This is a genomic window from Ramlibacter lithotrophicus, from assembly GCF_012184415.1.
GTDB classification, from domain to species: domain Bacteria; phylum Pseudomonadota; class Gammaproteobacteria; order Burkholderiales; family Burkholderiaceae_C; genus Ramlibacter; species Ramlibacter lithotrophicus.
The window spans coordinates 86,217-106,977 of record NZ_VTOX01000010.1; the positions used below are offsets into that span (position 1 = coordinate 86,217).

A 20,761-nucleotide genomic window follows, 5' to 3' on the forward strand; every position below is an offset into this window, starting at 1 on the left:
TAATTCACTAGTGAACAACCAGCTGACCGTGCTCGACCGCATCGACCGCCGCATCCTGCAGGCGTTGCAGGACGACGGCCGGATCTCCAACCTGAAACTCGCTGAGCAGGTGGCGCTGTCCCCCACCGCGGTGCTGGCGCGGGTGCAGCGCCTCACCCGCGACGGCTACATCCTGGGCTACGAGGCGCGGCTGAATCCGGCGCTGCTCGGCGCCGGGATGCTGGTGTTCGTCGAGGTGCTGCTGGATCGCACGACGCCCAACGTGTTCGAGCAGTTCAAGGCCGCCGTGCAGGTGCGCCCGGAGATCCTGGAGTGCCACATGGTGGCCGGCGGCTTCGACTACCTGCTCAAGACGCGGGCCGCCGACATGGACTCCTACCGCCAGTTCGCCGGCACGGTGCTGTGGCAGTTGCCCGGCGTGCGCGAGACACGCACTTACGCGGTGATGGAGGAAGTGAAGAACTCCACGAAGCTGCACATCAGGTAGCTCAGCGCAACCTGGGAAGGGCCTCGACGTTGGCCGGCTTGCGTTCGATGGTGCGGTCGGCAAAGCCCAGCCGCAGCAGCATCGCGCAGAACTCGTCCGGGTTGACCGGGCTGTCCAGCCGCACCATATGCCGCAGCAGGCCGGAAAAGTCCCTGGCCAGCAGGTCCCAGCCGTCCTGCGACACCCGCAGCTCGGGCCGCTCGTCCAGCGCGCGCCATTCCACCACCAGCTCGCCGCGACGCGGCTGCTGCGCGCCGTACATGGCGATGCACACCCGCTCCGCGCAAGGACCAAGCGCGATGGCGCCGTACCAGGCCTGCGAAGTACGCACGAACCCCGGCGTGCCGCTCATGCCATGCCTCGCCGCGCCCTGGCGCGCCAGGCATTCGTCCCCGTCCTCACCGACATCGTTCCCGACTGCTTTGTATGACCTGCTGCCGATTCTGAGCGAAAGCAGGCGCAGCACATCAGTTCAAGAGCGCCATTGTTGTGCCGGGAAGACACGCGGTGCGCGGATCGGCGCGCCGCATCGCGACGAAGGAGCGCTTCGCCGCAGGGCGCTCAGCGACAGCCGCAGTGACCGGCGCAGTGGTTTTCCAGCACGCAGTCGATCGGCGTCAGGCAAGGCTGTTCTTCGTTCTTGCGCTCGCCCTTGAGCAGTTCGGGCGGCACCCGCAGCGCGGGTCCGTACTTGTCCTGGGCCTGTCCGGCGCTGCCGGCGCCCTCGGCTGGGGCTTGTCTGGGCGAACTCGAACGCATCGCGTGCTCCTGGTTGGAAAGCCCTTGATGCGTCGCCATGCGCGGCGCCATCGGCAGAGCTTCCAGCCTTTGTACGGGCTAGCAAATCGCTCGGATTTGATCTAGGGCCTGTTCACGCGAATATCTGTACTCGCCTGCGGCGCCGGATGCGTGCGGGACCAGTCCGACGGCCGCTTGCGCCGTCGTCCGACTGCCGCCCGAACGGCACCCGCAGAGCCTCGCGGGACAAGGAGTCAATCGCATGAGGAACCAAGTCCTGCTGGCGCTCGTGATCGCTGCGAGCGCGACCCTGGCCGTCGACGTCCAGGCGAAGAAGCCGGCGCCGGCCAGGAAAGCGCCGGCCGAAGTGGCGGTCGACGTGCCGCCGCCATCCGGCACGTGGGAACCCAGCCCCGCCCCCGCAAACGGCCATGTCTGGTCCGCCGGCTATTACGACTGGACCGGCGACCGCTACCAGTGGAAACCGGGCGAATGGGTGCTGGCGAAGGAAGGGATGGAATACCGCCAGCGCAAGTGGGTCCAGCGGGCCGACGGCAAGTGGATCCTCACCGGCGGCGATTGGGTGGAAAAGCCGGACAACGTCGCCGGCAAGCAGTAGCGCGGCGTGTTCACGGCGCGGTGGCCGTGAGCGCGCGCGCCGCGAGTCACTCTGAACTCGCCTGCTCCGCGTTGTTGAGTGAACCCTTGAGCGCCGCCCCGGGGACGAACTTCACGGACCTGGAGGCGGCGATGGTGAGCGCTTCGCCGGTGCGGGGATTGCGGCCGGTGCGCTCGGCGCGCGCGCTCGCCTTGAAGCTGCCGAAGCCGGTGATGGCCACTTCGCGCCCGGCGCCCACTTCCCTGGAGACGATGTCGATCAGCGCTTCGAGGGTTCGAGCGGTGGCGGCTTGCGATTCGCCCGTCGCTTGCGACATGGCTTCGATGAGTTCGGTTTTCTTCACGCTTTCTTGGGATTGAGCAAAGGGGTCGAGAGTGTAGCGGCTTCTCCGGCGCATGCGGCTCAGCGGCGCACGCCATGAGCCGCCCCCGCCTCACGGACAATCGCAGCTTCCCGCTCCACCGCGCCGCCACCGATGACCCAGCCTGCCGACCTGCCCGATGCCGCCGCCCTGCTCGCCCGCGCCGACGAATGCCGCACGCCATGCGGCGACGGCGCCATGGTCTGGCGCCTGTGGGGTAGCGGCCGGCCGCTGGTGCTGCTGCACGGCGGCAGCGGCAGCTGGAACCACTGGCTGCGCAACATCGAGCCGCTGGCGGCGACCGGGCGGCGCCTGTTCGTGCCCGACCTGCCGGGCTTCGGGGATTCGGCCTGCCCGGCCTCGGGCAACGATGCCGACGCGGTGGTCGAACCGGTGCTCGACGGGCTGCGGGCACTGCTCGGCACGGCGCCGGTCGACGTGCTCGCCTTCTCGTTCGGCAGCCTCGTGGCCGCGCTGGCGGCCGCTGCGCATCCGCAGCGCATCGCACGCCTGGTGATCGCCGGCGCGCCGGTCAAGCCACTGGTGCCGCCGCCTTTCAAGCTGCGCCCGTGGCTGCACGTGCAGGACGAGGCGCAGCGGCGCGCCATCCACCGGCACAACCTGGCGGCGCTGATGCTCGCGCGTCCCGAATCGGTCACGGAGCAGACCGTGGACCTGCATGCGCAAAACCTGCTGCGCGACCGCATGCGCGAGCGGCGGCTGTCGCGCACCGACGCGATGGCGCGCGCGCTGGAGCGCCTCGAGTGCCCGCTGGACGTCATCTACGGGCGCGAGGATGCGTTGTACCGCGGCCGCTGGGGCGAGGTCGAGGCGCAGTTGCGGGCCCTGACGCGCCTGCGTTCGCTGCATTTCGTCGACGGCGCGGGCCATTGGGTGCAATACGAGGAGCCGGCCGCCTTCCACGCGGCGGTGGCGCAGGCGCTGGGCTGACGCGGTTCAGGGCACCGGCGCGATCACCTCGGGCCGCGGTTCGAGCCATGGCGGCGCGGCGCTCGTGCAGCCGGCGGGGCGCGGCGTCAATTCCATTTCCGCGAACCCGAGTTCCGGCTCGCGGTCGTAGCGCAGGTCGCCCATGGCCCACCGGCCGTTGCTGCCCGCAATCCAGGGAGCCCGTGCGAAGCGCATCAGGATGGCCGCTTCGCAATATGCCTTGAGCACGCGCGGAAACTCGGCGCGGCTCACCTGGTACTCGTCGATCCAGCGCACGGCCGCGGAGGGCGGCTGCGCCAGACGGCGCATCGGCGCGGACGTCTGCGCGTCCAGCGTGCGATCCGGGCAGTCCTGCACCGCCAGCAACTCCGGCGAAGTCGCCAGCGCGGCCCGCCGCATGACGTACCGATCGGCCTCCATCGTGATGGCGATGACGTTCCAGCACAGCGGATTGGATGGCATCGGCGTCAGCACGTGGTCGAGCAGCCTCGCGCCCGGATAGCGCTGCGCCACCTCGTGCGCGACCCGCCGCGCGGCGCTGTCGCTGCCGAAGAAGAACGCGGCGGTGACCGCGAGCCAGGCCCCGACGGCGCACGCGAGCGCTACGCGCGGCGGGGCCTTCCACCCGGCGTACAGCAGCGCGGCCATCAGGGCGGCGAGCGCCACGCCGCTGGCCGGGATGATCCACTGCGTGCCGAACGACAGCCCCAGCGCCGCGGCGAGCACGACGGCGAGCAGCAGCCGCGCCAGCAGCGTGCGCAGCAGGAACAGCAGCGGCGCCGCGCAGGTCCACAGCAGCGGCTCGATGATGAACACCGCGTCCCCGTAGATCCAGTGATTGCGCACCGGCCAGAACGGGTGCACGCCGTAACTGTTGGTGAAGTCCAGGGCCAGGTGGAGCAACAGCGAGATGACGACGGCCGCGACGATCGCCTGCCGGTCGCTCCGGCTCGGCTGCAGGCGCCGCCAGCGCATGAAGAGTTCCACCGCGAGGATCACCAGCGCCGCGGCCACCGCCACGCCGACGATGGTATGCGTGTAGCCGCGGTGCTGCGACAGATAGGCCAGCCTGGTTCCCGCCGCCATCGTGTATGCCACGTCTGCATCGGGCAGGTTGCTGCACACCGCGGACAGCACGACCAGCAGCCCGCGCCGCTGCCGCGGCGCCAGGCCGGACGGCGCCTGGGGCGCGATTCGTGAGACCGTCTCGCCGATGAGAACGCCGGCCAGCGTGTGCGTGAGGTTATCCATGCGGTGAATGCTTGTGCAGGCCACATTCTCGGTGGGCTCCAACGAGCACCCAGCTCTGCCTCTTCCGGTCCCCCACGCGCGCCCCATAGCGGGCATGATGACCAGCCATGAATGGGTCCACACCTCCCCGCCAGCCCAACGGCACGGCCAAGCCCGGCGGCGGGACGCTGCCGCCACGCAAGTACTGGCCCTGGTTCCTGCTGGTCGTGCTCGTCAATTACCTGCTGGTGAGCTATTTGTTCCCGCAGCCCAACGCGCCGGTGACCGTGCCGTACACGGTCTTTCGCGAGGAAGCTGGCAAGGGCAACGTCACGGCGATCTACAGCCGCGGCACGACCATCGAAGGACGCTTCCGCGCCGCGGTCACCTGGCCCACGCAGGAGGAAGTGAAGCAGGCCGGCCAGCAGGCGCCGCGCACCGCGCTCGACCGGCGCCTGCTGCCGCCGCCGCGCACGTCCGTGTACTTCAGCACCGAGCTGCCGGCCTTCTTCGACCGCGGCCTGGAGGACTTCCTGATCCGGAACAAGGTCGAGATCAGCGCGGTGCCGATCCAGCAGGGCGGCCTCTGGAACACGCTGCTGCTCTTCGCGCCGGCGCTGCTGATCATCGGTTTCTACGTATGGATGTACCGCCGCATGGCGGGCCAGGGCGGCGGCATGGGCGGGATGTTCGGCATCGGCCGCAGCAAGGCCAAGCGCTACGACACCGCCGACGCCGCGAATCGCGTGACGTTCAACGACGTGGCGGGCATCGACGAGGCCGAGGCCGAGCTGGTGGAGATCGTCGACTTCCTCAAGGCGCCCGACAAGTACACGCGCCTGGGCGGCAGCGCCCCCAAGGGCGTGCTGCTGATCGGCTCGCCCGGCACCGGCAAGACCCTGCTGGCCAAGGCCGTCGCCGGCGAGGCGGGCGTGCCGTTCTTTTCGATGAGCGCGGCCGAGTTCGTCGAGATGATCGTCGGCGTCGGCGCGGCACGGGTGCGCGACCTGTTCAAGCAAGCCCGCGAAAGCGCGCCGGCGATCATTTTCATCGACGAGATCGATGCGATCGGACGGGCCCGCGGGCAGATGGGCGCGATCGGCGGGCACAGCGAGCAGGAGCAGACGCTGCAGCAGATCCTGACCGAGATGGACGGCTTCAGCGGCCGCGAAGGCATCATCGTGCTGGCCGCCACCAACGCGCCGGACGTGCTCGATCGCGCCCTGCTGCGACCGGGCCGCTTCGACCGTCGGGTCGTCGTCAACCTGCCGGACAAGACGGGGCGCGCGGCCATCCTGGGCGTGCACGTGCGCAAGGTGCCGCTGGGGCCCGACGTCAGCCTCGAGGAACTGGCCCAGGCCACGCCGGGCTTCTCCGGGGCCGACCTCAAGAACCTCGTCAACGAGGCGGCGCTGCTGGCGGCGCGCCGCAGCGAGAACGCCGTCGGGCACAAGGATTTCCTCGACGCCCTGGAGAAGATCGTGCTGGGCCCGGAGCGGCCACTGCTGCTCTCCGCCGACGACCGAGAGCGCATCGCCTACCACGAGAGCGGCCACGCGATCCTGGGCCTGGTGGTCGCCGGCGCCGACCCGGTGCACCGCGTGAGCATCGTGCCGCGCGGGCAGGCGCTGGGAGTCACGTACCAGCGGCCGCAGACCGACCGCTATAACTACCCGGAGGCCTACCTGCGGGCCCGCATCATCGGGATGCTGGGCGGGCGCGCGGCGGAGGAAGTGGTGTACGGCACGAAGACCACCGGCGCGGAGAACGACATCGAGCAGGCGACGCAGCTGGCGCGCAACATGGTCACCCGCTGGGGCATGAGCGACGCGCTGGGCATGGTGCAGCTCGCGCCGCGCGAGAACCAGTTCCTCGGCGGGCCGGCCGGCTTCGGCGGCGAGAAGCCCTTCAGCGAGCAGACGGCGGCGCTGATCGACGCGGAGGTGCAGCGCATCATCAACGACTGCCACGAAGAGGCCAAGCGCCTCCTGCGCGCGCACCGCGCCGCGCTCGACTCGCTGGTGGCGGCGCTGCTGCGCACCGAGACGGTCTCCGAGGAGGAGATCCTGCAGGCCACGGGGCTGCCGCCGGCGCCGCAGCTGGAGGCGCGACCGCTGCGGGGCTGAAGCCTTCGGCGCGCTCCTACACCGGCGCGGCCGGCGTCACCGCACAATGCACCGATGCCAGCAATCGACCCGACGCACAAACTTTCCCTCTGGGGGGCCGCGCACGCGGCCGCCCGCGATGCGGAGCGGGCCGCGGCCCGGGAGGGCGGCCAGGCCTGCGACGAACTGCGCCATCGGGCCCACGTCCTGCGCGAACGCGCCGACCGTCTCCACCGCGAGGTGTACCTGGAACTGGGACCGCGGCACGAGCCCGGCGCCCCCAGGGACGCGTCCTAGGAACTCGCTCCGAGCGGTTCAGGCGATGAGGTCCTGGATCATCGGCAGCACCTGCGTCGCGGCGCGCTCGCCCTCGGCGATCGCCGCGCCGCCGCGGTGGTAGTCCATCGCGGCGATACCCGACAGGCGCGGGCGGATCATCACGTCCGCCGGTTCGCCGGCCAACCGGCTCTGGGTGATCCGCACCTGCATGATGTTGAGGCTGGTGGTCAGCACGTCGATCATCGAAGGCATGGCGCTGGAGCCGAGAGGCCCGACGGTGCGAAAGCGCGCGAGCATCGCGTCGATCAGGCCGGCGCCGGGACCGCTGACGGACGTCGGTGCCGCGTCGGGAATCTGCTTGCGCCGCCCGATCAGGTCCCAGTTGAGGTCGACGGCGATCACCACCTCGGCGCCCATCGCCCGGCACAGCGACACCGGCACCGGATTGACCAGCCCGCCGTCCACCAGCAACCGGCCGTCCTGCAGCACCGGCGTCAGCAGGCCGGGCAGCGCGATCGACGCGCGCACTGCGTCGATCACGGACCCTTCGCGCAGCCATACTTCGCGGCCGCTGGCGAGATCGGTGGCGACGCAGCCGAATGCCCGCTGCAGGCGCTCCATGCCCTCGTCGGCGAACCGCGCGCGGAAGAAGTCGACCAGCTTGCCGCCTTCGATCAGCCCGCCGCTCATCCGCACGTCGATCAGGCTCATCACGGTCTGCCAGGTCAGGCCTTTCACCCACGGCTCGAGCCGTTCGAGCGCTCCCGCGGCATGGGCCGCCCCGACCAGCGCACCGACCGACGTGCCGCAGACGATGTCGGCGGCGACGCCGGCGCGCTCCAGGGCGCGGATCACGCCGATGTGCGCCCAGCCGCGGGCCGACCCGCTGCCCAGCGCCAGACCGATGCGAGGACTCCTGTGTGCCACCGTGCTGTCCCGGAAGGATGGGCTTGCACGATAGCACCTGCGAGGCGCCCGGGCGGGCGGCGCCGGTGGATCAGTCGAGCGTGACGGCCAGCGCCCGGCGCGCCGCCACCAGTCCGCGCGCCGCCTCCGCATGCAGCAGGTGACGGCCGCCCCGGACCTGGCGCCGGCCGCCGGACCAGACCGATTCGATCGCGCAGCGGCGCTGGCTGGCGAAGACATGGGCCGAGAGCATGGCGTCGGCCGAAGGCAGGCCGTCGAGCAGCGGATGCGATGCATCGAGCACCACGAAGTCCGCCCGCTGGCCGGCGGCGAGGCCGGCGACCGCGCGACCGCTCGCCTGCGCGCCGCCAGCCACGGCTTCCAGCGTCATGGCGGTCGCCACGAAGCGCTGCGTCTCGCTCGCCACCACGTTGCGCTGGCGGGTGTGCAGCCGCTGGCCGTATTCCAGGAGCATCAGCTCCTCGGCGGCGCTGACGCTGGCGTGGCTGTCGGAACCGACGCCCCACCGTCCGTCCGCCGCGCGCCAGGCAGGCATGTCGAAGATGCCGTCACCGAGGTTCGCCTCGGTCGTTGGACACACTCCCGCCACCGCCCCGCTGTGTGCGGCGCGGGCGCTTTCGGCGGCCGACATGTGCGTCGCGTGCACCAGGCACCAGCGCTCATCCACCGGCGCATGGTCCAGCAGCCATTCCACCGGCCGCTGGCCGCTCCAGGCCAGGCAGGCATCGACCTCCGCGGTCTGCTCCGCGACGTGGATGTGCACGGGCGCTCCGGCGTCCAGCGCGTCCAGCCCCGCCAATGCTTCGCGCAGGCTGTCCGGCGGCACCGCCCGCAGGGAATGCGGCGCCATCCCGAGACGGGCGCCCTGCGCCTCGCATTGGGGCCGCAGCCGCTCCAGGAGGCGCAGCATGGAATCGGTGCTGCGGATGAAACGTCGCTGCTCCGCCTTCGCCGGCGCGCCGCCGAAGCCGCTGGCCTGGTACAGCACCGGCAGCAGCGTCAGTCCGATGCCGGCGCGCGCAGCGGCGCGCAAGAGGCACTGCGACAGCGTCGCGTCGTCGGCGTAGGGTCGCCCGTCGCGATCGTGATGGACGTAATGGAACTCGCAGACGCTGGTGTAGCCGCCTTCGAGCATCTCGACATAGAGCCCGGTGGCGATGGCCTCCAGCTGTTCGGGCGTCACCGCCGCCGCGAAGCGGTACATCAGCGTGCGCCAGCTCCAGAAGCTGTCCTGCGCCTGGCCGCGATATTCGGTCAGGCCGCCGAATGCGCGCTGGAACGCATGCGAGTGCAGGTTGGGCATGCCTGGCAGCACCGGTCCGGCCGTGCGGTCGACCCCCGGCGGCGGCGCGGCGCCGGGCGTGGCGGCCAGCAGCCGCCCCGCGCCGTCCCACTGCAGCAGGACGTCGCGCGCCCAGCCACCGGGCAGCAGCGCGTGGCCGGCAAAGAGTGAAGCAGCGATCGCCCCCACCGGCGTTCAGGCGCGCGCCAGCACGGCCTGCAGGAAGCTGCGGGTGCGCTCCTGGGTCGGATTGGTGAAGATCGTCGCGGGCGGACCCGATTCGATGATGCCGCCGCCGTCCATCACGATGACGACATCGGCCACCTCGCGCGCGAACTCCATCTCGTGCGTGACCACCATCATGGTCATGCCTTCGCTGGCCAGCAGCTTCATCACCTGCAGCACCTCGCCCACCAACTCCGGGTCGAGCGCGGAGGTCGGCTCGTCGAACAGCATCACGCGCGGCTTCATCGCCAGGGCGCGGGCGATCGCCACCCGCTGTTTCTGGCCGCCCGACAGGCTGGCCGGCATGGCACCGGCCTTCTGTTCCAGGCCCACCTTGCGCAGCAGCGCCCGCGCCTCGGCGTCGGCCTGCTCGCGCGTGAGGCCGCGCAGCTTGCGCGGGCCCAGCGCGATGTTGTGCAGCACCGACAGGTGCGGGAACAGGTTGAACGACTGGAACACCATGCCGACTTCCTGCCGCAGCGCGTTGCAGTCGGCGTCGGCCAGCATCCGTCCGTCCTGCACCAGCGTGCGGCCGCAGATGTCGATGCGCCCGCCTTCGGCCTGCTCCAGGCCGTTGCAGCAGCGCAGGAACGTGCTCTTGCCCGAGCCGCTGGGGCCGATGACGACCACGACCTGGGATGGCTGCACGTCGAAGTCGATGCCGTCCAGCACCACGTGCTCGCCGAACGCCTTGCGCAGGCCGCGGATGCTGATGATCGGCGCCGTGTCCGTCTGCCGACCCGTCATTGCACCATCCCCCCGGCGCGCAGCCTCAGCTCGACCCGGCGCAGCACCAGGGTCGTGAGGCCGGTCAGCACGAAATACATCACCGCGATGGCCAGGTAGACCTCCAGCGAGCGATACGACACGCTGATGATCTTCTGGCCTTCGTGCATCAGGTCGTGGATGGTCAGCAGCGACACCAGCGCCGAGTTTTTGATCAGCGCGATGAACTCGTTGCCCAGCGGCGGGATCATCCGCACCACCGCCTGCGGCAGGATGACCGAGCGCATCGCCTGTCCGGAGGACAGGCCGATCGAGCGGGCCGCTTCCATCTGGCCGCGATCCACCGACTGGATCGCCCCGCGCACGATCTCCGACACGTACGCGCCCGAGTAGATGCCCAGCCCCAGCACGCCGCACAGGAACGCCGGCAGCAGGATGCCGAACTGCGGCAGCCCGAAGAACAGGATGAACAGCTGCACCAGCAGCGGCGTGCCGCGGATGGCGGCGAGGTAGGCGGTGCAGGCGGCGTAGATCACCCGGCGTTTCGGGTTGAGCCGGCCGATGCCGACCAGCAGTCCCAGCAGGCACCCGAGCAGGAGCGAGACGGCGGTGACCTCGACGGTCACCACCGCGCCGCGCAGCAGCAGGTTCCAGCCCGACCAGACGGGCGAGAAATCAAGTTCCATGAGCGGGCCGGGGCGACGCGCTTACTTGCTGCCGCTGAACCACTTCTTGACGATCGCGGCGTAGGTGCCGTCCGCCTTCAGCTTGGCCAGCGCCGCGTTCACGGCCTTGGTCAGCTCCGGCGTGTCCTTGCGCAACGCCATGCCGTATTCCTCGGTCGTCAGCTGCTCGTCCAGCACCTTCAGGCCCGGGCGGGTGCGCACGTACTGGAACGCCGCCGGCTTGCCCGTGACGGCGGCGTCGGCGCGGCCGATGTCGACCAGGTTGAACATCTCCTGGTTCTTCTCGACCTCGACCCGCTGCACCTTCGGGAAGTTCTGCTGCAGGTAGCCGACCGACTTGGTGCCCACCTGCACGGTGACCTTCTTGCCGTCCAGGTCGGCCAGCTTCCTGATCGTGGCGTTGTTGTCCTTGACCATCGCCACCAGGCCGCCCGCGTAGTAGGAATCGGTGAAGTCGACCACCTTCTTGCGCTCGTCGGTGATGTAGATCGCCGACACCGCCATGTCGAAGCGCTTGGAGATGAGGCCGGGGATCAGGCCCTTGAAGTCGATGTCGATCCACTCGACCTTCTTGCCCATGGCCTTGGCCAGCGCCTCGGTCAGCTCGATGTCGAAGCCGGTGCGCTTGCCGTTCTCGACGAACTCCATGGGCGGGAACGTGGCGTCGGTGCCGACCCGCAGCACATTGTCCTGCGCCCGCGCGCAGGTGGCGGCGAGGGCCAGGGCCGACAGGGCGGCAAGCAGGAAGTGGCGGCGAATGTTCATGGTGCGATGGTCTCCGTTGGTGAAAGTGGTTGATGTGATCAGGGCAGTGCAAGCCCTCTCGAGATGCGTGCCGCCGCGACCATGGTCATGTCGGTCAACGCGGATTCCTGGCCCAGGGCGCGGGTGACGGGCGCCATCAGGGTCACGGCGCCGACCGCCTGGCGCGCGGCGCCGAACAGTGGCGCGCTGATGCCCCAGACTCCGGGATCGACCTCGCCGGCGCTGGTCGCGCAGCCGGCCTGGCGGATCGCAAGCAGTTGCTCCAGCGCGGCCGCGCGCTCGGCCCGCTCGGGGTACAGCGCTTCCAGCAGGACGTCGCGGTTGGGGTCGGGAAGGTGGGCCAGCAGGCACCGGGCCGAGGCACCGGCGCGCAGCGGCACGCTGCGGCCCTTCTCAAAGGAGCACCGCAGCGACTGCTCGCTTTCGACCATGTCCAGGCAGATCACCGTGTCGTTGACCGCCACCACCAGGCCCACGCTCTCGTGCGACTGGCGCGCCAGCGCGACCATTTCCTGGCGCGACTGCCGCACCAGGTGCGACGAGAGGTCGAAGCCGAGCGCCAGTTGCAGGCTCAAGGGCCCCGGCGCATAGCAGCCGTCGTTTTCCACGACGAATCCCCAGCGCTTGAGGCGCGCCAGCAGCCGGTAGAGCGTGCTGCGGGCCAGGCCGGTCTGCGCCATCAGCTCGTTGGCAGTCAGCACCCGACCCTGCTGCGCCAGCACGGCCAGCACGTGCAGGACGCGGTCGGCAGTGGCGGGGGTCTCGGGCGGCATCTCGACAGTATGAAAGGAACCGCCGGGGCCAGAAACATGACAGTCCCACGGCGCGGGACTCCGATTCTCTTTTTTCGCGCCGGCACGCAGCGGGCCCGCCGGCCACCGCTCACCTCCCGCCAGCGCCGGCAGTTCCGCGCACCGCGCCGCCGTCAGTGGCTCTCGCCGTCTTCGCCCGGTGCGAACGGCCGGTTCCGGCCGGTGGGTTGCTGCTGCCGTGCCTGGCCGGCCGTCCCGGCATTCTCACGGCGCGGCTCGCTGGAGGGTCGACCCTGCGGGCCCTGGTCGCGTGGGGTGCTGCGGTTTGCCGCATCGTGCTGGTTGGTCGGAGTTCGTGCCATCGGAGTGACCTCCAGGCCGGGGATCGTCGCGGGGGGGAGCCGGCCTGCTGGGCCCCCGCGCGGCCGCGACGGCGGCTTGCCGACAGTGTGTGCGCCTGGCGCCCGGCACGGTGCGGCTTTTTGCAACAGGGCGCCGGCCAGGAGCCTGCGCGGCAGAGGGACGGGTCCGCGCAGCCTCCTAGGCGCTGAACTCCCGGATGACTTCGCGGTCCACGTCCACGCCGAGTCCGGGTCCGCCCGGAATCTCCACCCAGCCATCGACCTGCTGGATGGGTCGCGTGATGAGATGCTGGCGGAACGGATGGCTGGAGCGGTCGTATTCCAACACCGGCTCCTGCGCGAACAGCGAGTGGTGCGCCACCGGAACGGCGGCGATGAACTGGAGCGAAGCCGCCTGCGCGATGGCCGAGCCCCAGACATGCGGATTGACCTGCACGCCATGCGACTGCGCCAGCGCGATGATGTGGCGGCCGGCCGAGAGCCCGCCGCAGGAACCGATGTCGGGCTGGGCGACGTCGACGGCGCCGGCGCCGAGGAACTCGCGGAAGCCGTACAGCGTGTGTTCGTTCTCGCCCCCGGCGATGGGCATAGTCAACTGCCGCCGCAACTCCGCATAACCGGCGACGTCCTCGGGCACCACCGGCTCCTCGTACCAGCGCAGGTCGTACTGCGCCAGTTCGCGGCCGAGCCGCAGCGCCTCCGCCCGGCCATACGCATGGTTCGTGTCGACCATCAGCCGCACCGGCTTGCCCTGGAGCGCGGCGGCGATCTCGCGCATGCAGGCAATGTCGTCGTCCACCCCGTAACCGAGCTTCACCTTCATCAGCGTGAAGCCGGCGTCGAAGTGGCGCAGTGCCTCCTCGGCCAGCCGCCGCGCCTCGCCCTGGCCCTCGATGCGGTAGAAGCCGGTGGCATACGGCTGCACCCGCGTGCGGAAGGCGCCGCCCAGGAGCTTGTAGATCGGAACGCCGTGAAACTTGCCCGCGATGTCCCACAGGGCGACGTCCACCGCGCTGATGCCGGCGACCACCGAGCCCTTGCGGCCGTAGTCCCGGGTGCGGTGGTACATCCGGTGCCACAGCACCTCGGTATCCAGGGGATCGGCGCCCAGCACCAGCGGCTTGAGCGCGTGCTCGATCACGGCGGCCGCGATCTCCGGCGGCTCGAGTCCCTGCGCGAAGGCTTCGCCCCAGCCGCTGAGCCCGGTGTCGGTGGTGACTTCGACCAGCGTGGCCGAGCGCTGCGTGACCCAGCCTTGCGAGAACGCGAACGGCTCGGCCAGCGGCGACTTCAGGACATGCACTTTCAGTTGCGCGATCTTCATCGTGGTCTCCGCTGCTCAGGCAGTTCGATCGGCGCCGAGGGCCCGGGCGACGCTCGCCACCGCCAGCTCGGGGCTCACCAGGCAGCGCGCCTGCTGCTGGGACGCGAGCCGGGGCAGCACCCGCGCCATCGAGGCCTGTGCCAGCACCACCTGGTCCGCCTGGTCGGCGGCTTTCGCCAGTGCGGCGGCGACGAGGTCGTCATGACGCTCGCGGTCGCCGGCGACCAGCGCGGCGTAGGCGCCGTCCACCAGCATCGGCTCGACTTCGACGGCGCGTTGCTGCGCCCGCGCCGTTTCTGCGAGCAGCCGGGTGGTGGGGCCCAGGGTCGACGCGAGCGTGGCGACGACCGCCACCCGGCTGGCGCCAGCCACCGCCTGGGCGGCCATCGCGCTGTCGACGCGCACGACCGGGATCCCCAGCTCCTGCTGCGCCGGCGCGCACAGCTCCCCGATCGAGGAGCAGGCGTTGAGGATCACGTCGGCGCCCTGTTCCCGCGCGATGCGGGCGTACTGGCGCCAGCGCGGGGCCACGGCCGCCAGGTCGGCCCCGTTGTCGCGAAGCTGCGGCAGCACGGAGTCGTCGAGCATGTTGATGACCCGCGCCTGAGGCAGCCGCTCGGCGAGCAGCCGCGAGAAGACTTCGACGGTGGCGGGCGAGGTGTGGATGACGGCGACGGTGGGTGGATGCATTGGAAGGTCTCCGGCGAGTGATGGTAACGGCATGGGCCGCTCGGGCTGGCATCATCCGCCGATGACACTTGCCAGCCAGATCGACGTCCGGGCCGTGGACGCCTTCGCCGAACCGGCCTTCACCGAACTGGTGAACCTCGTCTTCGACGACGCGCAGCGAGTTGCCGTCATGCAGCGCCTCTGCCCGCAGCCGCTGGCCGCGGCCGCCCTCCCCTTGCAGCGCGTGAGGATAGGCGCGTTCGACGGCGACGACCTGGTCGGGTGGTCGCACGGCTGGCGCGAGCCGGGCGGCCAGTTGTACGTCGCCAGTTCGGCGGTGTTGCCGCGATACCGGCGGCAAGGCGTGTACACCCGGCTGCTCGCCGCCATCGAGGAGCAGGCGCTGGCCCTCGGCTGCCGGCGGGTGACTTCGCACCAGCGGGCCGACAACAGTGCCGTGCTGATCGCCAAGCTGAAGGCCGGCTACGTCATCTGCGGCATGGAGTTCTCGGGCGAGATGGGGCTGCTCGCCAAGCTGGCCCGCGACCTGGAGCCGGCGCGGCGCGCGCTGTTCACGGCCCGGATCGCCGGCATCCAGGCGAGCGCCCATGCCACCGGCATCCGGCGCAGCTCGGAAGATTCCTAGCCCGCCTCGGCTGCGCGGGGGGCGCGAAATGGGACGGCGCCGACCGTCCGATTCAGCGACGCACCGATGTTCCGGGCGCTGCCTCGCGGGCACAGTACGTGCATCCCGGCAACGGGCCGATCACCGCCGAAAGGAACATCATGAGCAGTACCAGTCACCGCGCGACGCCGGTCCGGGCGCAGGAGCAGGCGCGATGAGCACCTTCACGATCAACGCGTTGGCCGGCCTCGCGCTGCTGCTGGCGGCGACCGGCCTCTTCTTCTTCGCGACCACCCGCGGCACGCTGATCGTGCGCGGCCTCGCCGGCGGTCGGCGCAGCAGCGAATCGCACGTGTACCCGATCTATTCCAGGATGGGACTGATCAAGCTGGTCGACTTCCAGCCGATCATTTCCGCCATCCTGCTGTTCCAGTACCACCGCCTGGTCTCGAAGATCGTGGCCGGCCTGGGCAGCACCAACCTGAAGCGCAAGCAGGTGCTGATCACCTCGTGCGCCTTCGGCAACGTGATCCCGCGCACGGTGGAAGCCGCCCTGGGCTCGGGTGCCGAGAAGGTCGTCATCGCCGACATCATCAGGAACGAGCTGACCCACGCCAGGGGCAAGCTGGACGCGCAGTACGGCCGCAGGATCGAGTACGTCGAGGAAGACGCGACGGCCATGCACCTGGAGGAAGGCTTTGCCGACGCCAACATCATCTTCTTCCTGCTGCACGAACTGCCGCACGACCTGAAGGTGAAGACGCTGAGCGAGGCGGGCCGCATGCTGGCGCCCGGCGGCAAGCTGTACCTGGGCGAGTTCCACAAGCCGGCGCCGTTCGTCCTCAAGTGCCTGAGCTGGAGCTACTTCAAGGTGTTCGAGCCGCTCGGGCTGGCCCTGTGGGACAGCCACGACCCGGTCGCCATCCTGCAGGAGATGGGCGGCTGGACCGTCGAGCGCCAGACGTTCTTCTTCGGCAACTTCCAGATCGTCACGGCCACCAGGCACTGACCCCGTCACTGCCGGGCGACAGGCCGCCGGCGCGTGAGCGACCGGCGGTTTGCGTTTGCGGGTGGCAGTTCTTGATCGGGCAGCCGCATGCCCGCGTCGGGGCGAAGGCCGCCAGGGACTTCCGGCGGCTGGCGCTGCGAGTTACCGGTGCGCGGCGAATCTCGCTGCGAAGCCGTGCACGGCCCCGGCCGTGCCGTGCACGATGAACCGGGGCAGCGCGGTGGCGCCTTGCACCGCGAGGAACACACCGTAGACGACGAAGAAGGTCAGCAACCAGAGCAAGCCGGTTCCGGAATCGGCGACGATCCTGTCGAATCTCATCAGGTCGGTGTCGTGCGGATCGAACGGTCGAATCATGTCAACCTCCTGCCAAGGGTATACGCCTGCGCAGGGGCGGTTTCATTGACCAAATCGGTACGCGCGGACGAATCCCGACTGCCCCGCTCGGGTAGTTCAGCGCCGGCGACGGTGTCCGCGGCGCGTGGCGCGCACTACAACCTGCCGAGCAGCGCCTCGAATCCGGGGTAATCGCGCGCAGCGATGGCCGTCTTGCGCGCCGCCGCCGTCCAGGACGAACCGGCGGCCAGCGCCGCGCGGAACGCATCGCGGTCGGTGATCCAGGTGCCGCCCACCAGCGTGACGCCGCGCGTGAACAGCGGGTCGGGCAGGCAGCCGGCGCCGGGGCCGATCAGGGCGAAGCTGCCGGCATTCGGGCACGCCGCGAGCATGTCGTCCAGCGTGCCGTTCAGCAGCAGCGTGCTGGTGGCGATCACCTTGTTGCAATCGGCCAGTTCGCCGCGATCCGTGGTCACCCGCCAGCCGTCGCGCTCGCCGGCGAGGTCGCTGCGCAGTTCGACCACGGTGAGCTTCGCCCCCGCCTGCACGATGCTCTTCACCAGCGGCGGGAACAATCCGATCATGCCGATCCGGTCCGCCGCCTGCGGCGCCAGCATGCCGATCGAGTCGCCGCTCGCGCCGGGCACGAAACCGGCGCGGTCGAACAGGCACCGGGTCAGCGCGTTGACGGCGGCGAAACCGATCGCGCGGCGCGCACCCGGCGCCTCGGCGAACCAGCGCGCCACTGCCAGCGCGTCGGCGCCTTCCAGGCCCAGGCTGGCATCGCCGCGTCCGGCGACCAGCCGCCGGCTCGATTCGTCCAGCAGCACATAGCTCAGGCCCAGCGAGCCGTCGTCCAGTTCGATCGCGCAGAACTCGCCGGCGATGGAGGTCGGCGGCGCGGCCGGCGGCAGCAGCAGCCCGCGCACCTTCGGCAGCGCGCCGCGCGCGGCGAAGCGTTCGAGCAAGGACAGCAGGTCGTGCGTGATGTCCATGGCGATTCCTCTCCTCACTGCGACGGCGTGCCGCCGCCCACCAGCCGCGCCGCCTCGGCGCCGGAGACCGTGCGGTCGCGGTTGTCGGGCGTGCGCAACGCGCCGGCGAAATATTGCGCGGTGAGGCTGCGCGTGGCGCCCGGGCCGGGCAGCGGCGCCTGGCCTCCGTAGCGGCGCCAGTCGCGCAGCCAGTGGATATCGTCGGCGATCTCCAGGAAGCCCACCGTCTCCCGGTCGCCCACCAGGATGCCCTGGACGCGCAGCCCCATTTCGTCCTTCGCCCCCCGGATCTGCGCCGCGACGGCCGGCGTGGCGCCGAATTCGCCGTCGGAGACGATCAGCAGGTCGGCGAGCTGCCAGCGCCGCTCGTCGAGCTTGGCAAGCGCCCGCTCGAGCGGCCCCGAGATGTCGGTGCCCCCGTGGAAGGTCTGGCCCATGAACGCGGCCAGCCGCGCCACGCCGTCGCAGTCCAGCGCGAGTTCGGTTTCCACGATTTCTTGCGGCCCCGAGAACGCGAACAGGTGGCATGCGCGCTGCTGCGCGTGTGCCGTGCGCATGGCCTCCAGCACGACCGCCTTGGCCACGGCCTCGGCGCCGCCCTGCATCGAGCCGGAGGTGTCGACGCACACCAGCATCGGGCCCAGCTCCAGCCGCTTGTCGGGCGCCCGCCGCGCGCTCGGGCGCCACGCCGGCGCCAGTTCGCGGACGACCTCGGGCATGCGGTCGCTGTCCTCGTACCCGAGCAGCGTGCGTTCGGCATGGCGCGCATGCCAGACCAGGCGCAGCCGCGGATGCAGCAGCAGCATCGCCTCGGCCGGCAGCATGCGCGCCACCCGGCCCGAGCGGCGCACGCCCAGCGTCTCGCCGGGATAGTCCGGCACCTGCACGATGCGCTCGACCTCGCGCAGCGCCAGGTGCTCCTCCATCACCGCGACGTCGCTGCGATTCGACGCGTCGGGCTCGTCGGTCGCGCGCGCCCGCCCGAGCTGGCGCACGATGCGCGCGAGCTCGGGGAGCGACTCGATCAGGCGGCGCGCGCGCACCACCTCCTGCCAGCCGCTGCTGCGCAGGACGCCGCGCATCATGTCCCAGCGCGTGTTCTTCACCAGGTCGGCGTATTCGCCGAATACCGCCGTCAGCTCGTCGATCGTGCCGCAGCGCTCCTGCCAGTCCGCGGCGAAGTTGTCCAGCGCGCGAGCCGCCGCGGCCTCGGCGCTGTCGCCGGCATCCATGGCGTCGACGATCAGGTCCAGGTGGAAGCACAGCGAGCGCAGCACGGTCTCCGCGAGCGGAAGCCGAGCGCATCGAGCGTGCCGGCCACGTCCCCCGCCAGCGGTCGCGGCGGCCAGCCGGCGTCCGCGGCGGTGCGGCCTTCGAGGAGCGCCTCGCGCCAGCGCTCGATGCCGGCCAGGCGTGGCACCAGCCGGCCCTGCGAGTGCACCAGGCTCCACAGCCACAGTCCGCGCGGCAGGCGCTCCAGCGGTGCGAGCGGCGCCTCCAGGCGCTGATAGGACAGTGACGCGGGGGCGGTCATGCGCGCGCGACCGTCACCGGCTCCGGCACCGTGCCGGGATCCACCTCGCGGCGCGGCAGCGCGAGGAAGGCTTCGCGCGCCGCCAGCGCACGCACGCGCAGCGCTTCGATGGCCTGGCTGGTCGCGGCAAGGTTGGCGTCGGCGGGCGCCGCGAATTCGCGATCCATCCAGATTGCCTGCGCCGTGTACGCCGCGAGTTCGGCTCGGCTGGCGGCGATCGCCTCAGCGTATCCGGCGATGCGATCCACCAGCTCGTCGACCTGCCGCACCCGCGCGTGGATGTGGATTTCGCCGTAGCGGCGCTGCCGCCGGTAACTGATGCGCGCGACCTGGCTCGCGCCCTTGGCATCGTTCACGCTGGCTGCCAGATCGGCGCTGAAACGCAGCCGGCCATCCTCGTCGTAATCGAGGTCTTCCGCCTGCTGCTCCAGCGCGGCCTGCGCTTCGAACGCTTCGACGACGCGCGTCAGGAGCGGCGGCGCCATGCCCGGCTCGAGCCCGAGCCGCGCCGTCAGCCAGGCGGTGATGTCCGCCTGCCGCTCCAGGCCGGGCGCCACGCACCAGGGCAGCAGCCACAGGTCCCAGACGGCCACGGAATCACGCCCCTCGCTGGCGGCGGCCACCTTGAGCAGCCAGGCCACCTTGACCCAGCGCCGGTCCGACACATAGGCCTGTTCGCCGGCGAGCAAGGCGCGCAATTCGGCCAGCAAGGCCGCCACCTGCGCTGGCAGGCGGACGGCGGCCGCGGCGGCCTGCAGCGCCGCGAGGTCGGCCTCGTCCAGCGGCCGGGCGCCGCCCGGCGGCGGCGCGTGATCGAGCGCCAGCAGGCCCAGGAAGCCCGGCCCCGACACCGGCCCCACCGGCAGGCGCATCAGGAAGCGGTCGAAGAACGCCTCCGCCACTTCGTCGGCCGGCACCTCGTTGGTCGCGCCGATCACGCTCACCAGCGGGCAGCGCTCGCGCCCGGCGCCGTTGTCGAATTCGCGTTCGTTCAGCAGCGTGAGCAGCGCGTTGAGGATCGCGCTGTTGGCCTTGAACACCTCGTCGATGAAGGCGATCGTCGCCTGCGGCAGGAAGCCCGTGGTGATCCGCTCGTAGCGGTCCTGCTCCAGAGCCGAGATCGACAGCGGGCCGAACAGCTCTTCGGGCACGGTGAAGCGGGTCAGCAGGCGCTCGAAATAGCTGGCGCCGGCGAACGCCAGGTGGAGCCGCCGCGCCAGTTCGCTCTTGGCGGTGCCAGGCGGCCCGACCAGCAAGGTGTGCTCGCCGGCCAGCGCCGCCAGCAATGCCAGCCGGACGACGCGTCCCCGTTCGACCAGGCCCGCCTCCAGATGCCCGGGCAATGCCGCCAGGCGCTGGCGCAGCTCGCGCTGCAAGTTCGCTGGCGGTGGGGCATTCATGGCGAAATCATAGCCACGCCTGCCGGCCGGGCCGGGTCCGGCAGCGGGGAGATCACGAGCCGCGCGCCGCGCGCCGCGCGCCGCGCAGCGCGATGGCGACCGGCGGGACACGTTCCATGCTGGAACCGTAGTCCCTTGCGTCAGCAGGGTCGATCGCGGGGCCACGCGCGGCGCAGGTTGACGTACGTCAACGCACGGCGCTTCTGGCGCTGACGCAGCGCGTGCCGGTCCGGAGAATCCGGCCGGTGCACTCTGCCGTCGCCAGATCAGGTATTTCGGTACCACGATACCGCGCCTGCCGGCAACCGGTGTCCAGGAGCCAGGGATGACAGCAGCGGGACAGCTGCGAACAGCGGCGCCGTTCGCGGGGACGG

The 20,761-nt window shown here is 70.8% G+C and carries 24 protein-coding genes; 7 read left to right on the top strand and 17 right to left on the bottom strand.

What is annotated here, in order from left to right:
• Nucleotides 1-10: 10 nt before the first annotated feature.
• Complete coding sequence (locus RAMLITH_RS21445; RefSeq protein WP_337786188.1) at nt 11-487, top strand: Lrp/AsnC ligand binding domain-containing protein; 477 nt, start codon at nt 11-13, stop codon at nt 485-487.
• Nucleotide 488: 1 nt separating this feature from the next.
• On the opposite strand, the gene RAMLITH_RS21450 is transcribed toward RAMLITH_RS21445, so the two are convergent.
• Both RAMLITH_RS21450 and RAMLITH_RS21455 read right to left on the bottom strand, forming a co-directional pair.
• Complete coding sequence (locus RAMLITH_RS21450) at nt 489-839, bottom strand: hypothetical protein (protein ID WP_168109486.1); 351 nt, start codon at nt 837-839, stop codon at nt 489-491.
• Between the two features lie 209 nt (nt 840-1,048).
• The gene (locus tag RAMLITH_RS21455) at nt 1,049-1,285 is read right to left on the bottom strand and encodes a hypothetical protein (protein ID WP_168109487.1); all 237 of its coding nucleotides are present in this window, start codon (nt 1,283-1,285) and stop codon (nt 1,049-1,051) included.
• Nucleotides 1,286-1,487: 202 nt separating this feature from the next.
• Here RAMLITH_RS21455 and RAMLITH_RS21460 point away from each other — a divergent pair, with 202 nt between their 5' ends.
• Nucleotides 1,488-1,844 carry a YXWGXW repeat-containing protein gene (locus RAMLITH_RS21460; protein ID WP_168109488.1) on the top strand — a complete coding sequence of 119 codons (357 nt, stop codon included), beginning with the start codon at nt 1,488-1,490 and terminating at the stop codon, nt 1,842-1,844.
• A 46-nt stretch (nt 1,845-1,890) separates the two neighbouring features.
• Here the strand turns inward: RAMLITH_RS21460 and RAMLITH_RS21465 are convergent, their stop codons facing one another.
• A complete protein-coding gene (locus RAMLITH_RS21465; protein WP_168109489.1) occupies nt 1,891-2,241 on the bottom strand; it encodes an HU family DNA-binding protein in 351 nt (116 codons plus the stop codon).
• A 78-nt stretch (nt 2,242-2,319) separates the two neighbouring features.
• On the opposite strand from RAMLITH_RS21465, the gene RAMLITH_RS21470 reads away from it, so the two are divergent.
• Complete coding sequence (locus tag RAMLITH_RS21470; RefSeq protein ID WP_181017809.1) at nt 2,320-3,156, top strand: alpha/beta fold hydrolase; 837 nt, start codon at nt 2,320-2,322, stop codon at nt 3,154-3,156.
• Between the two features lie 6 nt (nt 3,157-3,162).
• Here RAMLITH_RS21470 and RAMLITH_RS21475 read toward each other — a convergent pair whose 3' ends face one another.
• Nucleotides 3,163-4,407: a metal-dependent hydrolase gene (locus RAMLITH_RS21475; RefSeq protein ID WP_168109490.1), complete on the bottom strand. Its 1,245-nt coding sequence runs from the start codon at nt 4,405-4,407 to the stop codon at nt 3,163-3,165.
• 107 nt (nt 4,408-4,514) lie between these two features.
• On the opposite strand from RAMLITH_RS21475, the gene ftsH reads away from it, so the two are divergent.
• The gene (gene ftsH, locus RAMLITH_RS21480) at nt 4,515-6,512 is read left to right on the top strand and encodes an ATP-dependent zinc metalloprotease FtsH (RefSeq protein ID WP_168109491.1); all 1,998 of its coding nucleotides are present in this window, start codon (nt 4,515-4,517) and stop codon (nt 6,510-6,512) included.
• A 54-nt stretch (nt 6,513-6,566) separates the two neighbouring features.
• Nucleotides 6,567-6,788 (top strand): hypothetical protein, encoded by a 222-nt coding sequence (locus tag RAMLITH_RS21485; protein ID WP_168109492.1) that lies wholly within the window; start codon nt 6,567-6,569, stop codon nt 6,786-6,788.
• A gap of 18 nt (nt 6,789-6,806) precedes the next feature.
• Here the strand turns inward: RAMLITH_RS21485 and RAMLITH_RS21490 are convergent, their stop codons facing one another.
• From RAMLITH_RS21490 to RAMLITH_RS21525, 8 genes are all read right to left on the bottom strand, one after another.
• Nucleotides 6,807-7,697 carry a patatin-like phospholipase family protein gene (locus RAMLITH_RS21490; protein WP_337786189.1) on the bottom strand — a complete coding sequence of 297 codons (891 nt, stop codon included), beginning with the start codon at nt 7,695-7,697 and terminating at the stop codon, nt 6,807-6,809.
• 70 nt (nt 7,698-7,767) lie between these two features.
• Nucleotides 7,768-9,159: a formimidoylglutamate deiminase gene (locus RAMLITH_RS21495; RefSeq protein WP_168109635.1), complete on the bottom strand. Its 1,392-nt coding sequence runs from the start codon at nt 9,157-9,159 to the stop codon at nt 7,768-7,770.
• Nucleotides 9,160-9,174: 15 nt separating this feature from the next.
• Entirely contained in the window at nt 9,175-9,951 is a 777-nt protein-coding gene (locus RAMLITH_RS21500) for an amino acid ABC transporter ATP-binding protein (protein WP_168109494.1), read from the bottom strand.
• Complete coding sequence (locus tag RAMLITH_RS21505) at nt 9,948-10,616, bottom strand: amino acid ABC transporter permease (protein WP_168109495.1); 669 nt, start codon at nt 10,614-10,616, stop codon at nt 9,948-9,950. The genes RAMLITH_RS21500 and RAMLITH_RS21505 overlap by 4 nt, the downstream gene beginning before the upstream one ends.
• 21 nt (nt 10,617-10,637) lie before the next feature.
• Nucleotides 10,638-11,381, bottom strand: a complete 744-nt coding sequence (locus tag RAMLITH_RS21510; protein WP_168109496.1) for a glutamine ABC transporter substrate-binding protein — start codon at nt 11,379-11,381, stop codon at nt 10,638-10,640.
• 38 nt (nt 11,382-11,419) lie between these two features.
• Complete coding sequence (locus tag RAMLITH_RS21515; RefSeq protein ID WP_168109497.1) at nt 11,420-12,154, bottom strand: IclR family transcriptional regulator; 735 nt, start codon at nt 12,152-12,154, stop codon at nt 11,420-11,422.
• Nucleotides 12,155-12,673: 519 nt separating this feature from the next.
• Nucleotides 12,674-13,819, bottom strand: coding sequence for a mandelate racemase/muconate lactonizing enzyme family protein (locus RAMLITH_RS21520; RefSeq protein WP_168109498.1), 1,146 nt, complete (start codon nt 13,817-13,819; stop codon nt 12,674-12,676).
• Between the two features lie 15 nt (nt 13,820-13,834).
• Nucleotides 13,835-14,509, bottom strand: coding sequence for an aspartate/glutamate racemase family protein (locus RAMLITH_RS21525; protein WP_168109499.1), 675 nt, complete (start codon nt 14,507-14,509; stop codon nt 13,835-13,837).
• Between the two features lie 61 nt (nt 14,510-14,570).
• Between RAMLITH_RS21525 and RAMLITH_RS21530 the strand changes: the two genes are divergently transcribed.
• On the top strand, nt 14,571-15,134 hold the full coding sequence (locus tag RAMLITH_RS21530) for a GNAT family N-acetyltransferase (protein ID WP_168109500.1): 564 nt from the start codon (nt 14,571-14,573) through the stop codon (nt 15,132-15,134).
• A gap of 193 nt (nt 15,135-15,327) precedes the next feature.
• Nucleotides 15,328-16,122 (top strand): class I SAM-dependent methyltransferase, encoded by a 795-nt coding sequence (locus tag RAMLITH_RS21535; protein WP_168109501.1) that lies wholly within the window; start codon nt 15,328-15,330, stop codon nt 16,120-16,122.
• Nucleotides 16,123-16,263: 141 nt separating this feature from the next.
• On the opposite strand, the gene RAMLITH_RS21540 is transcribed toward RAMLITH_RS21535, so the two are convergent.
• The 5 genes from RAMLITH_RS21540 to RAMLITH_RS21555 form a co-directional block, all read right to left on the bottom strand.
• Nucleotides 16,264-16,479 (bottom strand): hypothetical protein, encoded by a 216-nt coding sequence (locus RAMLITH_RS21540; protein ID WP_168109502.1) that lies wholly within the window; start codon nt 16,477-16,479, stop codon nt 16,264-16,266.
• 134 nt (nt 16,480-16,613) lie between these two features.
• A complete protein-coding gene (locus RAMLITH_RS21545; RefSeq protein WP_168109503.1) occupies nt 16,614-17,453 on the bottom strand; it encodes a Rossmann-like domain-containing protein in 840 nt (279 codons plus the stop codon).
• A 14-nt stretch (nt 17,454-17,467) separates the two neighbouring features.
• The gene (locus RAMLITH_RS21550) at nt 17,468-18,730 is read right to left on the bottom strand and encodes a VWA domain-containing protein (protein WP_202883314.1); all 1,263 of its coding nucleotides are present in this window, start codon (nt 18,728-18,730) and stop codon (nt 17,468-17,470) included.
• Complete coding sequence (locus RAMLITH_RS25565) at nt 18,697-18,987, bottom strand: hypothetical protein (RefSeq protein WP_202883315.1); 291 nt, start codon at nt 18,985-18,987, stop codon at nt 18,697-18,699. Before RAMLITH_RS25565 ends, RAMLITH_RS21550 begins: the two co-directional genes overlap by 34 nt.
• A complete protein-coding gene (locus RAMLITH_RS21555) occupies nt 18,984-20,387 on the bottom strand; it encodes an AAA family ATPase (protein WP_168109504.1) in 1,404 nt (467 codons plus the stop codon). The genes RAMLITH_RS25565 and RAMLITH_RS21555 overlap by 4 nt, the downstream gene beginning before the upstream one ends.
• Nucleotides 20,388-20,761: the final 374 nt, after the last annotated feature.

What these genes read in the sequence shown, in the direction of transcription:
- RAMLITH_RS21510 (WP_168109496.1), bottom strand. Translation starts at nt 11,381, where the DNA reads ATGAACATTCGCCGCCACTTCCTGCTTGCCGCCCTGTCGGCCCTGGCC.
- RAMLITH_RS21485 (WP_168109492.1), top strand. Translation starts at nt 6,567, where the DNA reads ATGCCAGCAATCGACCCGACGCACAAACTTTCCCTCTGGGGGGCCGCG.
- RAMLITH_RS21455 (WP_168109487.1), bottom strand. Translation starts at nt 1,285, where the DNA reads ATGGCGACGCATCAAGGGCTTTCCAACCAGGAGCACGCGATGCGTTCG.
- RAMLITH_RS21500 (WP_168109494.1), bottom strand. Translation starts at nt 9,951, where the DNA reads ATGACGGGTCGGCAGACGGACACGGCGCCGATCATCAGCATCCGCGGC.
- RAMLITH_RS21470 (WP_181017809.1), top strand. Translation starts at nt 2,320, where the DNA reads ATGACCCAGCCTGCCGACCTGCCCGATGCCGCCGCCCTGCTCGCCCGC.
- RAMLITH_RS21555 (WP_168109504.1), bottom strand. Translation starts at nt 20,387, where the DNA reads ATGAATGCCCCACCGCCAGCGAACTTGCAGCGCGAGCTGCGCCAGCGC.
- RAMLITH_RS21545 (WP_168109503.1), bottom strand. Translation starts at nt 17,453, where the DNA reads ATGGACATCACGCACGACCTGCTGTCCTTGCTCGAACGCTTCGCCGCG.
- RAMLITH_RS21530 (WP_168109500.1), top strand. Translation starts at nt 14,571, where the DNA reads ATGACACTTGCCAGCCAGATCGACGTCCGGGCCGTGGACGCCTTCGCC.
- RAMLITH_RS21525 (WP_168109499.1), bottom strand. Translation starts at nt 14,509, where the DNA reads ATGCATCCACCCACCGTCGCCGTCATCCACACCTCGCCCGCCACCGTC.
- RAMLITH_RS21450 (WP_168109486.1), bottom strand. Translation starts at nt 839, where the DNA reads ATGAGCGGCACGCCGGGGTTCGTGCGTACTTCGCAGGCCTGGTACGGC.
- RAMLITH_RS21520 (WP_168109498.1), bottom strand. Translation starts at nt 13,819, where the DNA reads ATGAAGATCGCGCAACTGAAAGTGCATGTCCTGAAGTCGCCGCTGGCC.
- RAMLITH_RS21465 (WP_168109489.1), bottom strand. Translation starts at nt 2,241, where the DNA reads ATGCGCCGGAGAAGCCGCTACACTCTCGACCCCTTTGCTCAATCCCAA.
- RAMLITH_RS21515 (WP_168109497.1), bottom strand. Translation starts at nt 12,154, where the DNA reads ATGCCGCCCGAGACCCCCGCCACTGCCGACCGCGTCCTGCACGTGCTG.
- RAMLITH_RS21475 (WP_168109490.1), bottom strand. Translation starts at nt 4,407, where the DNA reads ATGGATAACCTCACGCACACGCTGGCCGGCGTTCTCATCGGCGAGACG.
- ftsH (WP_168109491.1), top strand. Translation starts at nt 4,515, where the DNA reads ATGAATGGGTCCACACCTCCCCGCCAGCCCAACGGCACGGCCAAGCCC.
- RAMLITH_RS21540 (WP_168109502.1), bottom strand. Translation starts at nt 16,479, where the DNA reads ATGATTCGACCGTTCGATCCGCACGACACCGACCTGATGAGATTCGAC.
- RAMLITH_RS21535 (WP_168109501.1), top strand. Translation starts at nt 15,328, where the DNA reads ATGAGCACCTTCACGATCAACGCGTTGGCCGGCCTCGCGCTGCTGCTG.
- RAMLITH_RS25565 (WP_202883315.1), bottom strand. Translation starts at nt 18,987, where the DNA reads ATGACCGCCCCCGCGTCACTGTCCTATCAGCGCCTGGAGGCGCCGCTC.
- RAMLITH_RS21505 (WP_168109495.1), bottom strand. Translation starts at nt 10,616, where the DNA reads ATGGAACTTGATTTCTCGCCCGTCTGGTCGGGCTGGAACCTGCTGCTG.
- RAMLITH_RS21460 (WP_168109488.1), top strand. Translation starts at nt 1,488, where the DNA reads ATGAGGAACCAAGTCCTGCTGGCGCTCGTGATCGCTGCGAGCGCGACC.